Annotated in this window: 9 protein-coding genes; 2 read left to right on the top strand and 7 right to left on the bottom strand. The window is 40.8% G+C overall.

Annotated elements, in window-relative coordinates; all coding sequences use genetic code 11:
* Positions 1 to 27: 27 nt before the first annotated feature.
* Entirely contained in the window at positions 28 to 813 is a 786-nt protein-coding gene (locus QME45_06735) for an alpha/beta hydrolase family protein (protein MDI6618359.1), read from the top strand.
* A 266-nt stretch (positions 814 to 1079) separates the two neighbouring features.
* Here the strand turns inward: QME45_06735 and QME45_06740 are convergent, their stop codons facing one another.
* Complete coding sequence (locus tag QME45_06740; GenBank protein ID MDI6618360.1) at positions 1080 to 2966, bottom strand: ABC-F family ATP-binding cassette domain-containing protein; 1887 nt, start codon at positions 2964 to 2966, stop codon at positions 1080 to 1082.
* A gap of 817 nt (positions 2967 to 3783) precedes the next feature.
* On the opposite strand from QME45_06740, the gene QME45_06745 reads away from it, so the two are divergent.
* Entirely contained in the window at positions 3784 to 4746 is a 963-nt protein-coding gene (locus QME45_06745) for a DUF4180 domain-containing protein (GenBank protein MDI6618361.1), read from the top strand.
* A gap of 88 nt (positions 4747 to 4834) precedes the next feature.
* On the opposite strand, the gene QME45_06750 is transcribed toward QME45_06745, so the two are convergent.
* The 6 genes from QME45_06750 to QME45_06775 form a co-directional block, all read right to left on the bottom strand.
* On the bottom strand, positions 4835 to 7018 hold the full coding sequence (locus QME45_06750) for a family 2 glycosyl transferase (protein MDI6618362.1): 2184 nt from the start codon (positions 7016 to 7018) through the stop codon (positions 4835 to 4837).
* Positions 7019 to 7031: 13 nt separating this feature from the next.
* Complete coding sequence (locus QME45_06755) at positions 7032 to 9212, bottom strand: family 2 glycosyl transferase (protein ID MDI6618363.1); 2181 nt, start codon at positions 9210 to 9212, stop codon at positions 7032 to 7034.
* A 10-nt stretch (positions 9213 to 9222) separates the two neighbouring features.
* A complete protein-coding gene (locus tag QME45_06760) occupies positions 9223 to 10626 on the bottom strand; it encodes a glycosyltransferase family 2 protein (GenBank protein ID MDI6618364.1) in 1404 nt (467 codons plus the stop codon).
* A complete protein-coding gene (locus tag QME45_06765; GenBank protein MDI6618365.1) occupies positions 10623 to 11597 on the bottom strand; it encodes a HEAT repeat domain-containing protein in 975 nt (324 codons plus the stop codon). The genes QME45_06760 and QME45_06765 overlap by 4 nt, the downstream gene beginning before the upstream one ends.
* A gap of 187 nt (positions 11598 to 11784) precedes the next feature.
* Positions 11785 to 14901, bottom strand: coding sequence for a hypothetical protein (locus QME45_06770; protein ID MDI6618366.1), 3117 nt, complete (start codon positions 14899 to 14901; stop codon positions 11785 to 11787).
* Between the two features lie 221 nt (positions 14902 to 15122).
* The gene (locus QME45_06775; protein ID MDI6618367.1) at positions 15123 to 15908 is read right to left on the bottom strand and encodes an ECF transporter S component; all 786 of its coding nucleotides are present in this window, start codon (positions 15906 to 15908) and stop codon (positions 15123 to 15125) included.
* Positions 15909 to 16176: the final 268 nt, after the last annotated feature.

Genomic DNA, 16176 nt, shown 5'->3' on the forward strand with positions numbered 1-16176 from the left:
AGTGATAAATTATCGGGAGGTGTTAAAATGGCATTTATCGAATGTCATTTCTTTTCAGATGTACTAGGAGTTTCAGCATCTATAAGCGTTTTACTGCCGCAGGAGGCTAAGCAGCAGATAGGGATGGAGGGATCTTCAAGGAAGGGTAACTATCCCACTCTTTATCTTCTCCACGGCCTTTCGGACGATCACACAATATGGATGAGAAGAACATCCATAGAAAGATATGTATCGGATATGGGACTTGCAGTTGTCATGCCCGAAGTAGGAAGAAGCTTTTATACCGATATGAAAAGGGGGTATAATTATTTTACCTACATAACGGAAGAACTTCCTAAGGTGGCACGCTCATTCTTCCACCTTTCAGACAGACGTGAGGATAATTTTATAGCCGGTCTATCCATGGGAGGGTACGGTGCATTTAAAATTGCACTCAGCTGCCCTGAAAAATATGCCGCGGCAGCAAGCCTCTCAGGTGTCCTTGACATAACCGCCATCAACATGAGAAACGATATACAAAGCCGTTCAGAAGCTGAGAACGTATTTGGAGACTTGAATAATCTTAAAGACAGTAAAAATGATGTTCTGTACCTTGCTAAAAAATTAGACTCATCCGATGGGCCAAAACCTATGCTTTACCAGGCCTGTGGAACTGAAGACCCTCTGTATGAAAACAATCAGACTTTTAGAAATGCCATCAAGGATTTAAGCTACGATTATACGTATGAGGAAGGTCCCGGCACGCATGAATGGGGTTTCTGGGACTCCTATATACAAAAAGTCTTGAAATGGCTTCCTCTGAAAAATTGCTAAGATAAGCAAAAAATCTGTTCAATTTTGGGTATGCATATTTTTATTTGAAGAATATTATTCAATCGCTAAGTTCTAAGTATATAGAGTCTGTAAACTTGTTCAGGGCAGAATCAAAACCCAACTAAGTTCAAATATTGATTCTGCTTATCCTGAACATGCGTTAACAGACTCTAAAGACTTTCCGCTAATTGCTCTTTCCATAATATTCTTCAAATAATTTTGATACACCCCGATTACGAGCGGATTTTTTTGCATGGCTAAATATTTTAAATGGTACTATCCCATGCTGCATATAATTTGTCGATTCTATTTAACAGGTCGTTATATTCACGATATTTTTCAGGATCCGTCCCGCTATCAAATGACCGCTCCATATCCTTTGCCATCTTTTCAAGCCTCATTATTTCCCATTCTATATTATCGCCGTCTATCTTTGTACCATCGCTTTTTATCTTTTCGCTCACATTTTCCTTTTTCCATTTTCCCTGTTTGTGAATCGTCCTGTCATCCGAATTATAAGCCTTATCTTTCATCTGCCTGTAATGCTCATAGTTTCCCTCATATGAATTTATCCTGCATCCCGATATTTCAAGTATCCTGTTTACACAACTGTTCAGAAAATATCTGTCGTGGGTCACCGCAATAACAGTGCCTTTAAATTCTAAAAGTGCAGACTCTAATGCTTCCCTTGCGGCTATGTCCAGGTGATTTGTGGGCTCATCAAGTATAAGGCATGTAGGCTCGCCGAGCATTATACACGCAAGATACAGCCTTACTCTTTCTCCGCCACTTAAAACGCCGATACTCTTTTTTGTATCATCGCCATAAAACTGAAACCTCGACAGATAATCCAAAGCCTCGGATTGCAGCATTTCTTTCTGGGCCATTATTTCATCCACGACAGTTCTGTTCTCATCCTTAAAAGAAATCTCCTGTCCCATGTATGAATATTTGACCCATTCACCCAACCTTACATAGCCTTTGTAATCCTTATCATTTCCAAGCAGTATATTTATAAGCGTAGTCTTACCGCATCCATTCGGTCCGATTATTCCTACCCTTTCACCGCCTCTTATGCAAAACTCCGCATTTTTGAATAAATCCACGTCTTTGAAACTCTTGAAAAGACCTCTTACTTCTGCAATATCCTTGCTTGTATGGTCAACTTTTTTAAATGCTATCTTCGGCGGATTTTTTTTATATAAATGGTTTCTCTGCTTCATTTCCTTCAAGTCTTTGAGTCTTTCTTCATTCCTTTTTTGCGTTATATGCTCCCGGCTTTTCCATGCGCTTATTCTTCCCATGCTTTTAAGTCTCTGTACAACTTCGTTATCCCTTTTGATTTGTATCTCAAGCCTCTTCTGTTCCTTTAAAAGATAATCCTTCATAATCCCCTTTTGTTCCATAAAATTAGTGTAGTTACCAGCCCTTTCGGTTATGCACCCATTTACAAGCTCAGCTACCCTTGTTGCGACATGGTCCAAAAAATACCTGTCATGGGATACTACAATAACTCCGCCGCTAAATTTACAAAGGAAGCCTTCAAGCCACTCGCAAGCGCCAATATCCAAATGATTTGTGGGCTCATCGAGTATTATAAGGTCCGGCTTAGTCAGCAGCATCCTGGCTATCGCGACACGCATCTTTTCGCCGCCGCTGAGTTTGCAAATGGGAATAGTAAGAGCCTCTTCCCGTATGTCCATCCCAAAGAGTATTTTTTTTATTTCCGTTTCGGCATTATATCCATCGATGGCTTCAAATCTTGAAGTAAGCTTTGCATATTCATCAAGCAACGTCTTCTGCTCATTTTTATCGGCTGGGGAAAGGTTCGACATCTTCATCTCAAGCTGTCTCATTTTCTTTTCCATACCCATCACATTCTTGCAATATATGGCTGTTTCCCCATTATCATCGTTTATAATATCATTCACGCTTTGCGAAAGATAGCCGACTTTTATATTGCGGGCGATCGAAACATTTCCGCTGTCACAGGATTCCAAGCCGACAGCTATTTTAAGGAGTGTGGATTTCCCCGAACCATTCGGTCCGATCAACGCAAGCCTTTCTCCCTTTTCCACTTTCAGGGTTACTCCGTTCAATACTGTCCTCATTTTAAATTCCTTAGTAATATTTTCCATTAATAATAAACTCATTTTACCATCCTCCCGACTTTTAAAAGTAAAAGGCCGCAAGCATGCTGCGACCTTTTATACAAAAAGGATAGTAAAATATAAAAAGCCGCAGAAAGAGTGATACTTTCCGCAGCTTTAATTCATAGATAACAACACTCATTATATATAGCAATCCTCAAATGAGTATAATAAATAAACCAAATACAGCACGCATTCGATTACCTGAAGTTGCCAAAAAACAAACCTAATAAAGCCCTTGCATTTTTATAAGGGCAAATAAAATTTTTTAAGCTTATCTGGCACCGGCTACTTCCTGTAATCAAGCTCCGGACAAAGCATCACCGATTTTTTTCATGCTCTGTTATCTCTGTACGAAGCCAATCCTGCGGCCTGATGCCAGCACATTAATATACATATCCATGATAGTATCCTCCTGTACCAGCAAAACTATTTATATTTCTTACAAATATAATATATCATATGCATTAAATAAAAACAACACCATCATTAAACTTTGATTTGTAATTTAGAATCAGGTATAAATAAACTTACGTCATTTTGAGAAACGAAATTCGCATTATGAGAGTTTTGATAAGTTCTTGGCCCCGCTGCCGCAAAGAATCCTTAGAACTTTTGAATGCCTGAGCTTTAGTTAAGTTTCAAAAGCTCTTGGATTCTCAAGGCTGCAGGCCTTAAAACTTACAAAACTTGAATCTGGCGAATGAGTGTTCAAAATAACATAAGTTCATATTACGAATTGAAGATTAATAATAAAAAGTTATTGACTAGCAGCATAACATATGTTATTATTAACTTATGATAGGAAGGAGAGGATATTATGCCCATTAGATATGCAATTTTGGGATTATTGAGTTATAAATCGCTTACAGGTTATGACCTTAAAAAAATCATGCAGGATTCACCTTTTATGTATTGGTCTGGAAACAACAACCAAATTTATAAGGCGTTAGTTGATCTGCATAATGAAGGCTATGTGACGAGTGAGATTTTCCATCAGGAAAGTTTTCCGTCAAAAAAAGTATACACAATTACGGATGCAGGTTTATCGGAATTAAAACGATGGACGCTATCTTTACCAGAAGTACCTGAAATAAGGAATACTTTTCTTGTTCAGCTTGCCTGGACGGCACAGCTTAGCAACAAAGAAATAGATTCGTTGCTATCCAAGTACGAGCAAGAAATAAATGGCCGGCTTGCTATTGAACAGCAAAAAATAAACAGAGGTTGCTTTTCCCCAAAACGGACACCTAGGGAAGCATGTATTTGGGAATTGCTGTATGACAATGTTTTAAAGGCTTATAAAAGTGAGCTGGAATGGGTGAATAAGGTTAGGCAGGCACTTCATAAATTCAACGATGCGGATTATGAAAAAAAAGCAAATAACTCAATCGGATCTGAAAGTGAGGAGAAATCAATGGATTATCAAGTTGTTGAAAAAGATAACCAAAAATATATCAAGCTGGACCATTCGGGAGCTTTTATCGAAAAGGAACAGGACGCTTTGAAACTCGTATCGATTTGTGCAGAGAATGGGACAAACCTTTTATTGATCCAGGATGAAAGATTACCCAATGAGTTTTTGCAGCTAAAAACAGGAATTGCAGGAGCGGTATTGCAGAAATTAGCTATGTACAATATTAAGGCGGTTGCCGTGCTTGACCAAGATAGAATCAAAGGCAAGTTCAGGGATTTTATTTTCGAAAGCAACCGCGGTAATACATTCAGAGTCTATAAAAGCTTCGACGAAGCCGAGCAGTGGCTTTTGAACAATAATCATTGAGTATCATTTCAGTTTCTAACGATCATTAGTGCTAGAATAAAAATAGTACAAGAGAAATTGAGAAAGTTCCCACACCGCTTTTAAAAATTTACTGATATTCTTTCATGACCCGCAAAAATCCCTTTCTTATGATCTGATAAGACCTCTTCAGCCGGGCATGGAAAGTGGAAGTATTCCAGCCGTTGAATGGTACAGATGACATTTTAACCTGCGTGATACCTGAAGCAGATATCCTCGCCGCTCCGATTCCGATCCTATCAAAAGTGCAGAATGAAATTTGACCGTTTTGATAAAAGTCGTCCACTTGTAATCTTTCAGCCGGATTGACCACACTCAGCAGATACCATGGGATTCGGATTTCGAAAGCGTTATCTTCAAAGTAGAAATCAGCCAGTGAATCGTACGATGGGCTTTTCGGATTTGCATCTCCAAACTTAAGCAGACCCGCTTCATAAGATTGCGGAGGAATGGTTTTATCAAATGGCAATACTATTTGATAGCTCAGCAGCATTTTTATCGGATTGAAGATTCCGCTATCCTTCTTGGGAGTTCCCATCGATTCGGGAAATACACGATTCTGTTTTGCATATTGATAATAAAACAAATCATAGTAAGCATTCGTCAAAAGTCTTGTACGACTTTTCCCGTCAAGCACAAGCAGAAAATCAGCCGGATCTGAAAAGGAAAGCTTGTAGGCGCTCGAGCTTCTATTCCCTCTTCCCGTTAAACCAATCCCTATGGCAAGCTTGTCCTTGTCAAACGAAAATGGCTTTTTAAAACGTCCCATCATGTATAAATAACCTTCATCCTCCCTTAGATAAAGGCTTGCTTCGGCAGTAGAAGATACAGGTTTATCACCCGACCACTCGCTTAAATCGCCGTCTGGATAGCATTTATTCTCCGATTCCCCAGGATCATAAGATAGGATTCCATAATGCTGTTCGGCGGATTGCTCATTCACCGTCCTTTGAATGGAATCGGCAGGCGCATATTTTACCGTATTCCACGTTTGTTTAAACCATTCATCCTGCCAGCTGAAAACCATCGCTCCTGCATAGCGCTCCCTGGCAATATCCTCAAGCATCGATACATCCATTTTCCCCTGGTCGGTTTCACTTATACCCCCTTGATTATAACCCATAATGCTTTTATGCGCCATGCCTCGGGAAGTAGAGAGCCCAAATTCCGACACGATTACCGGAACGCGGTAATGATTCTGCAAATCCCCGAGGTATGCTCTAAACGGATTTGTTTTGCCTGAAGGATCCCGATGGTTCACATACTCCCTCTGATAATTCAAAAATTCGGGATAATAAGGGTAAACATCCATGGCTGCGAAAAGCCCTGCTGCATACGCCTTTGTCCCTTGAATGTGCTCGGTATCCACGCTTACCATGTCTTCCTGCAGATCAGGCTCGTCGCTGTGCTTTATAGGGTCGGTGCCCGACCAATTCAAAAAAGCTACGGGATGCTGCGCATGATAATTGGAAGTCTCATAATCGACCAAAAAGTCTCCGGCCTGACATAAGAACGATTCAAATGGCGAGGCATTTTGCGTATAAAGGTATTTCCCTGAATAAAATCTTCGATCCGGATGGGCGTTATCGGTCTTTATTACAAAGTCAGGCGACCATTCCAGCCCCATGATATAGCCGGCCACATATTCCGACACATCCTTGTGATAGGTTGCTTTCGAGATGCTTCCATATGAAGTATAATCGCTTTTCCCGTGGACGATATCTACAGTTTCAAGAGCCGCTCTTTCAAACTGCTTGAGAATCGTTTCATTTTCTCCAAAGGCGTCGCCGATAACGGACATCTCCTCCTCATTGAACCATATCCCCTGAAGCAGATAAAGAATAGACTTGGGATGACCCCTGTTATAATCATAAAGTGCATTGTAGAAATCCGGATTCATAACAGTATAGACTTTGATGGTGTTTGCGTTCATCGCGGAAATTTCCGAAAACCACTTCAGATATGTGCTGTAAGGAATATCAGGATTGTCAAGATCCGTTGTCGGCAATGTCAATCCGATGTTGACACCTTTAAGGAACATGCATGTCCATTTGCCATTCTTATTTAGATAAAAATATTTTCCATTTGTCCGTGAATTGAGCCGTATTCCGACTATGTCCGCCGCCTGAACGGTTTTAGGCGGCGACGGGTAGGGATCCCTTCGCTGATTCTGAAAAATCACAAACAAGGCGGCAGCGGCAATGCATAAAGCGGGAATCAGGATAATCCACAAACGCTTTCTTATTTGATTCAAAATCGACCACCCTTTACTGAAATTTTACAAGCCCCTTTTGAAGAAGATAATAGGCCGGTTTCAAGCGTTCATGGAAAGTCGGAGTCGTCCATGCGTTCCAATCAAATTTTCCATCCAATGAAACCTTCATGCCTGCACTGCCGGTAACACCCATTCCGACCGAAAAGCCGTCCGCTTTTGTCGGAGAAATACTCTGCATTTGATATAAATCATTCATGATTTGTTTTTCTGAAGGGTCCATGACATTCAGAAGGGCCCATGGAATCCGGATTTCAAGGATGCCATCCTTATAGTTAAAATCTGCGAGAGATTGATAGTCCTCATGGGATGGATTACCGTCGCCGAATGTAAGTTTCCCCGTTTCATAACTTTCAAACGGGACCTGCGTATTTTCCGGAGGAACCGTCATCGGATAACCGATGCACTGTTTTAGCTGATCAAATCTTCCGCTATTTTTGGCAGCGATATCCGCGATGACCGGCAGCATTTGATATTGTTCAGCATAAAGATAATTGAACGAATCATAATAAGAGTCGACCATGATCCTGGTGTTGTTTTTTCCATTCACAACAATGACGAAATCAGCCCCTCTATCAAAATTTATATTTAAATCGTTCATCCTTATGTTTCCCTGACCGGGAATAGTATCCATAGGGATCACAAGTGTCGAAGCGTTGAAATCGAAATCCGGAATCTTCGCCATAAAATAGACATACCGTTCATCGCTTTTCATATAAAGCTGACCGGTGCTGTTCGTAAGCACAGGGGCATCTTTTGTCCAGTCTTTAATATCTGCGTCCACACAGCATATTGTCGTCTTCTCTCCCGGATCAAATGCCAAAATCCCAAACGACTGCTCATTATTCTGGATATTGGACCAAAGCGGCCGGTTGCCGGCAACATCAAACTGATCTGTGTTCCATGTTTTCTTAAACCATTCATCCTGCCATGAAAAAATCAGCCCTCCGGCATATTTTTCCTTATAAATGGAATTCATCATGTTCAGGATCATATCCCCTTGCTCAGTTTCAGAAATATTCCCCTGATTATAACCGGTGACGACGTTTTCATGCGCTTTACCCCTTGAAGTCGGTATCCCGAACTCGCCGATAATAACCGGCATGGTATGTGCCATTTTCAAATCCTTCAGATACGCTTCGTACGGATTTTTCTTTCCGCTCGAGTCTATATAATTTATATAGTCCCTCTGATAATTGAATGAATCCGGATAATAAGGATACACATTATAAGATGCAAATTCATTTGGCAGGAAACTGTCTCTGCTCTTGATGTCCTCCATGTTGACGGATACCATGTCGTCATCCGGATGAGGCTCATTCGGATGGGTAAGCGGATCCGTGGTAAACCAGTTGGTAAACGCAAGAGGCACCTGGTCTTTATATTTTTCTGTCTGGTATCGAATCAGCTCATCGCCCACCTGGCATAAAAATGCTTCAAACGGCGAGGCACTTTGCGTATAAAAGTATTTTCCGTCATATGAATTTTTCGCCGGATTATTGTTATTGGTAATTTTGACAAAATTCGGGTCCCATTCGATTCCAAGAATCCATCCGGCGAAATATTTTGAAACATCCACAGTATATGTGCCCGAAGCATATCCAGCCCGCAAGGGGAGCGTGATATCTCCGTGGATTATATCTGCAAGATTCTTTGCATCCTGTATGAAATCATCCATAATTTTTCCATTTTGAGCATAAGCATCACCGATAGATGTGATATCGTTTTCGTTAATCCAAACACCCTGAAAGAGATAGAGCGGATTTTTAGATTTTTTATTGAAGTCGGCAAAAGCGTTATAAAATTGAGGACGCTGTGCAGTGTAAACACGGATGCAATCGGCCCCCATTGCGCTGATCTCGGTAAACCACCGATAATAATCCTCATAGCTGATCGAAAGATCACCTGGATTCAGCCCCGGCTTTGTCGTACCTATATCCACACCCTTCAGGAATTTTTTATTCCATTTCCCCTTGTCGTAAAAATAAAAATAGTTTCCTTCAGCTTTAACTCTGTACTTCACATTTCCACTTATCACATAGCTGAACGAATCCTTGCCGCTGCCTGATACCTGACCGTCAAAATTTTCTCGATTTCCGCAGCCTGAAGACAGAAAAAACAGAGCAACCAAAAAAATTATAAAAATAAACCTTACCCAGGGTAATTTTTTTTTCATATTCAGCACCTCATTTATTAAAAGTCTTGCGCCTGATTTTTCCCCAGTCATTTTTAATCCAATGGTAACGAAGCATTCCCTCCACTCTGCAGAGTGTGACATACTGGCGATATCCGAAATTTTCAAGTACCGCATACCGTGTCAGATGAAAACATTGTTCCGCAGACATATATCCCTTGTCTTCAATCTGTTCGAGAATCAGTCCCCCAAATGAATAAATAATACCCAGGCACACTGCCAGCATAAGATACAAAATAAAATAATAAGGACTGAGAATGCCAAGAATCAGCGATAGCGGAATAATGAAATATCCAAGCACCTCTATCAAGGCTCCCAGCAATTCAAACAGCAAATTATACGGCATCGAAAACAATCCTACAAATCCATAGCGGGGATTGAGCATCATCGCTTTATGGGAAAGCAGCGAATCCATTAGTCCCACCTGCCAACGCCTTCTTTGATTCCGCAGATCGTGCAAAGACATCGGCCCCTGTGTCCAACAGATAGCATCCTCATAAAACTTCATCCTGTATTTTCTTTTGTGCTTGCGCAAATATCGGTGAAGACGAACGATGATTTCCATATCCTCTCCAATCGTGTTGTTCTTATATCCGCCACAATCGATAACCGCCTGTTTGCTGAAAACACCAAAGGCACCGGATACAATCAGCATGGAGCCGGTAATCCCCCAGCTTATGCGGCCGGCCAGAAACGCCCGGAAATATTCTACTATCTGAAATTTTTCCACTATTTTTTCAGGGATTTTAAATCTCTTCCACTCCCCGTTTTCGATGACCGAGCCGTTTGCAATCCGTACAAATCCTCCCGCCACAACGGTGCTGGTGTCCTTCAAAAACTCTGTGGAAAGCTTGAGCAATGAATCCTTCTCCAAGCGTGAATCGGCGTCAAGGCAGGCAAAAAGAGGATACGATGACACATTGATTCCTGCGTTAAGCGCATCGGATTTTCCACCCCGTTCCTTATCTACATAGATCAGATTGGGATATTCAAAATTATAGTAAACAGCCCGTATGTCCTTAGTAGGAATGGATACCTTAATGGAATATTGAATTTTCTTCAGATTAAAGTGATCGATTATGCTCTGATGCGTATGGTCCGTTGATCCGTCGTTGACGACGATCAGCTCGAACTGTGGGTAATTGAGTTTAAGGAGCTCTTCGATATTTTTAATGATATTTTCCTGTTCGTTGTGCGCAGGTACAACCAGCGAAATCGGTAAAAGATTTTCAGAATCCGCATATTCCCCATAATCAGAGGCGGGCATCCGCTTTTTATCCTGCTTAAGCTTTAGATAAGACATTATCAACTGGGCAATATACAAAAGTGACAAAACAAGCGTATATCCCATGCAGAAAATATTGAAGTAATAAATAAACCGCATGATGATGTTCATACCTTCGCCACCTCCCCTTTGCCCATATTATACGCTTTGGACAGTTCATTTTTAACAGCATCCGAAGCATATTTGTCATATCCTTTCAGAACGGCGTACACATATTTATGACTGGCATCCATCCTGATCAACGATTTTGCAGCGTTATGCCTTACCCACCAATCTGTATCCTGAATTGCCTCTGTTACTGCCTTCATACCGGTTTCGGTCGGGAAATTACTAAGCTCTTCCACTGCGGCGGCGCGAACCTGCCAGTTTAAATCATGCGTTTCAATGATCAAAGAGCGCTCACTCTTTGGATCGGCTATCTTCCCCAATGCGCGGATGCAGGCGATCTTCATATCCATATTTCTGCTGTTTAAACCCTGCAAATACGTCTCCTCGAATTCGCTTAAACGATACTTCGCTATTCCCTTTATGACACTTACCCTGATATATTCGTCGCCCTGGGCAATCAATCTTCGGGCGAGCGAACTGATATTTCCCGCATACTTCTCAAGGACTTCAATAATAATCCGGTGGGAATATTCGTAGTTCTTTTCACAGTTCAGGATAAAGTCCACCACAGAGCCTTCATCACCAAGGACCGACAAAGCCATGGCTGAGTTATAAGACAAATCTTTATTTTTAGAATCCGCCATAGGACGTATATCGGGTATCGCTTCTTTTCGGCCATGGTTTGCAATTTCACGACAAATACGCGCCTTTTGATAAGGATCTCCGTTTTTCAAGACAAACTTATAATATTCCATGGGCTTAATAATTTTGATAAGCTCAGATACCACATTCTGGCATGTTTGTGATATGGTCGGCCGATCGGCATAATCCAGCAACTTGCTGCATAGGATTCGCATCCCCGGCGAATTTTCTTCTGCGAATTTTTTTAATCCGAGTATTTTTCTCCTCATGTCATCCCGATCGGAGCTTTTGAAAATCAGATCCAACCTATCATCGATTTTCCGATTGATCATGGCCCTTCTCTTGCGGCAAGATTCATGCCTTTTTGATAGCCTGCGCAACCAAAGGAATTCGAGAATGATTACTGCCAGAGCAATGCATAAAGCAATAAATCCAATATGTCCATAATCCATTTCCTTCACCACTTTCTGATCGTCTAATAAAATTCAAGCATGGTGTATATTTTATATTTGAAGAATATTATTTCAGGCTCTGAAAGTAATTTGCAAGGATCGCATAACTTTCTTTTTCCCGAATCCGATACGTCGGAGTCATCCAATCATCCCACGAAAAAATTCTGTATCCATCAGACTGTTTATTTTCCGGAAAGATATACTCTGTATCCTTCGTCTGCTTATTCGCAATCAATATGGAAAAGATGATCCCTTCGGTTTTGATTGTTTTAAAGCCGAACGGATCGTTTAAAATCTGGGGCTTCGTGCGGCTATCGTTCAAAACTATTTTTTTAGCCGGGTCCGTGAAATTCAAAAGTCTCCATGGAATCCGAATATGGATGGTAGACCCGGTTTGATAAAACTCTCCATCCGAAGAGTCAAAAGAACCGTATTTAAGCGGGGCGATATAGTTAAAATTCCCCTTATAGCTTTCCCGAGACGCATAGGAATCTTTGGATTTGTCGTAGTCCGGCAGACAATAAAGGCCGGCAGAATTCTTGCCCTCAAACTTGATAAGATATTCCATGCCGGAAAGGCTCGTCGCAAAGTACGACGGGTCATATCTGTATTCGCCATTGTTGCGCAAATACGTATCCAGCCCGACCATCAATTGCTCTATGTCATAATTTATATCATTATTAAGCGCGATCGTAGCATAAATATATTTATCATTGATAGAAAGCTGCAACTCCTTCATCCTTCCTGTATCCGTCAGGGTCAGCCCTATTTTTTCAGGTGGCGCCGGCTCAAGTGCGAGAATTCCGCGATTCTCTAAAGGATCCGTCGCATCCTGCCATAATGGCTTGTCTCCCTTAGGAATATTATATGGACCCTGCGAGGATACGCACCACTGATCATCAAGGTCGCTGATAAGCGCACCAAGAAAGTTTTCTCTTTTTACAGCCTCCAACATTCGTACGAGGCCATTCCCCTGATCACTCTCCGATAAACCGTTGACGGATGTCTCCTTTTGAAACGCATTGACATTTGTAGGAAGACCCATCCCGTCAATCAAAATAGGATAAGAAGATTCTATGCCTTTGACTGCCTTGATATATCCTCCATAGGGGAGGGATCCCTGATCGTCATGATAACCTGAAAAAGCGTCAGTATTATTCAGAAAATCCAAATCGGACGGTTGAAGAGCATACGATAGAAAAAAATATCCTTCAGCAGCTTTGGAAGCTTTTAAACCGTTCACATTAAAAAGAGAGCTCTGCGATACAGGCGTCCAAGGAAGCCCCGGCAGAAGGGCTGCGTTTCCCACAGCACCGATTGGAGCCATATATCCGTATTCGCGTTCGTGATAACTAAAAGCATAATCGCACAAAGCCGCCATGATTCCTTCCGCACAGTTGCCGGATGACGATACATAGGCCCCGTCATAAGTATACTTCGGGTTTTTCCCGTTAAGGGCCTGTACAACACCTGCGCTGTTATCGAACTTGACGATATAACCAAGCAAATAGGGAGATACATCATCGATATAGACACCGCCGTTTCTTGAACCCTCCTTTGGCACCCTAGCGTTTCCATGGATCGCTTCCTCTACATGCTCGATATTTTTCTTTAACTGCTCCATTCCCAATCGATTCCCATAACTTTCAGGAACTATGTTATCGGCCGGGGAGATTGTCTGCATCAAATAAATCGTTTTTCCGGGATTGGCACGATTATATTGGTAAAGAGCGCGATAGAATTCAGGTGCAAGCAGATCATCCGCACGTATGCAGTTGCCGCCCATGCCCTTCAATTCCGACAAAAATTCGCTGTAAGTCGTTATATCCCTTGTGTAATCATAGGCTTGCGACCCAGGCATCACTGCGCTTAGATTGAATCCCTTGATATCAAGAGGATGCCTTTTGTCATCTTGCAAAATTTGGAACTGATTGTCCTGAATTTTTACAGTAGCCTTTGTATTTTTCGCGGACCTCATGACATTTGCCCGATTATGATATGCATCATTCAAAATAGTTCCCATGACAGGTCTATAAAATTTCCAGTAAAAATTCGTGATGTCGCCTTCGCGGTCAATCGAAAAAAAGCGATAAAACATGCTAGAAAACAAAAATTTTGTGTATTTGTTTTCTCCAACGCAATCATTGAAGTCGCCTGCGAAATAATAAGCAGGTGCATTGAAAGAAGTTACTTCCGTGATTGCGGGAAATACCATTTGCGTGGAAATCCGATCAAACTTTTTTTGACCCGTCTTGTTCAGGTTAAGACGATATTGTGCGACGATATTCGTGCCATAATTTCCTGAAACGATTTCGAACCAATTATAATAGTTGACTTTCAGCTTTCCAAATTTCTTCTGATATTTGGGCGTGATCTCAATCGACAAAGGTTCGCCGCTAAAATCGACTCCTTGCTGCAACACGACGATCTCTCCTTTTTTTGAAGTAATCAACAATCCCGGGCCCTTCATATTCCATTTATAGCCGTACTCACGTTCATAAAGGCTGGTAGCCCAGGAGGGAACCTGAGACATATCCTTCATATCGGTTATATATTTACCCACCCACTCTGAATAAGCAAAGCCGAACGTCGACTGAATTTCTTTTATAATGGAAGCATCGGTACCGGTTGTAAGATCGGACTCTCCGATGATTGTCGCGCCGTTTGTATGAGCTGATGAAGCCGCCGCCATGTCATAATAAGAAAGACCGCTGCCTTTATTGGCATTCCCTTCGGCATCACCATATGTATCACTCAAATAGACGATATCCGGTGTTTCAGAAAGGCGCTCTAAATCCTTATTTTCAACTGTCCCGTCAGATGATGGAAAATCCCCGTAATAATCTTTTGTACTATCATATGGCTTCCCCGTCAGTGGATTTCTATATTTTATATCGTTGAGGAGCCAAAAGAGCCCGATATGTTTACGATAGCCGGACACAATATCCGATTGCTTTACCGATTGCAGGGATTGACCTGCGCTCACCGATTTATCGACCACAACGACGTCTAAATTTTTTGAGGGGACAATATGCCAACCTATAAAAACCACTAATAAAAGCAAAATTAAAACCGACGGTAGAAAAAAATAAGGCTTCAATATTTTTTTGAAGTTCATATTCTTACCCTTGAGATGTAAATGATTTGAAAATTTTTTATAATTCCCTTCTATTTTGAAGTTCATCTGTCATTCCTTTCATCAGCAGCCCTGACTTTTAAACTCATTAACCTTTTTTGCTCATTTTTATATTTTCATATTATATCAAATTAAGTAAATTGGCAACATTTTTTTGCAATTTCAAGGGATTTTGCATCATATTTCCATGAAAGATTTTTATAAGGTACATTAAGATTATGAAATAAATGTTATTTATTATGACCATGTCATATAAAATATGCACCCTTTCATATCTTATCTTTTTCTATTTTTCTGTATATAGAAAGCAGAAGAGATATGATATACGCCTGTATTACAGTTACGAATATCCCTTCAAACAGCCTCGGAATTAATAAAATAATAAACCCTTTTTTACCGAGGGACGGTATGAACATCTGCAGTATGAAAGTATTGAAAACAGTAACTACTATCTCCGAAGCCCCAATTGCCGTAATAAGCTTTAAATAAAACTGTTTTAAAAACAGATTCCTGTATTTTTTCTGTATCATTATATCTATTGCAAGAAGGCCAATGCCGGCTATGGAAACTCCTTCAAGCCCAAAAGTCAAAAGGTCCCTGTTTTTGCCGATGCTCATGACAGAGTGCGACCAGAATGTATTGGGAAAATATGCGACACTTATATGATTTATAACTCCCACGGCAAAAACAACAATAAAAATAGTAAACAGCTTTTTTTGCAGCAATTCCGTATTTATATTTTTAAATATTTTCCATATATAACCTGTTATAATGCCCCCCGCTATTGCCGTAACGGTAAGCCATGGAATATATGCGCCGTCAGGCTTCAGCATATATCCTAAAACATCGAGGATTCCTGATGCAATCCCTCCATATAACGGGCCGAAAAGTATCGCCGGCATGTGGATAAATATTCCTGAGAATCCTATGCGCATGCCCGGAGCACCTCCAAAGTAGACCATGTAACTAAAATTTCTTATAATAATTGCAAGAGAGATAAATAAACCGCTCTGTACAATCTTCTTTGTATAATCCACATCTTTTTTTATCATCATGAATATCGTTCTCCCCTTCAAAAAAATTTAAAAGCCATTTTATTTTTAATGTACTGCTACATTAAAAATAAAATGGCTTTTAACGTAACAGCGGATGATGTACTGCGCTTTAAACCATTCTATCAGGTTCTCATATAGAGGCTCTACTCCCATCCTCTAATGATTAGGCACAATACCTGCTCTGTAACTACTGAAATTATATTCATTTATATACTTCAATTCGCAATTTGAAATCAGGCATAGATGGGATTATGTTATTTTGAGCGAC

This window comes from Clostridiales bacterium (genome assembly GCA_030016385.1).
Lineage (GTDB): Bacteria > Bacillota > Clostridia > Clostridiales > Oxobacteraceae > JASEJN01.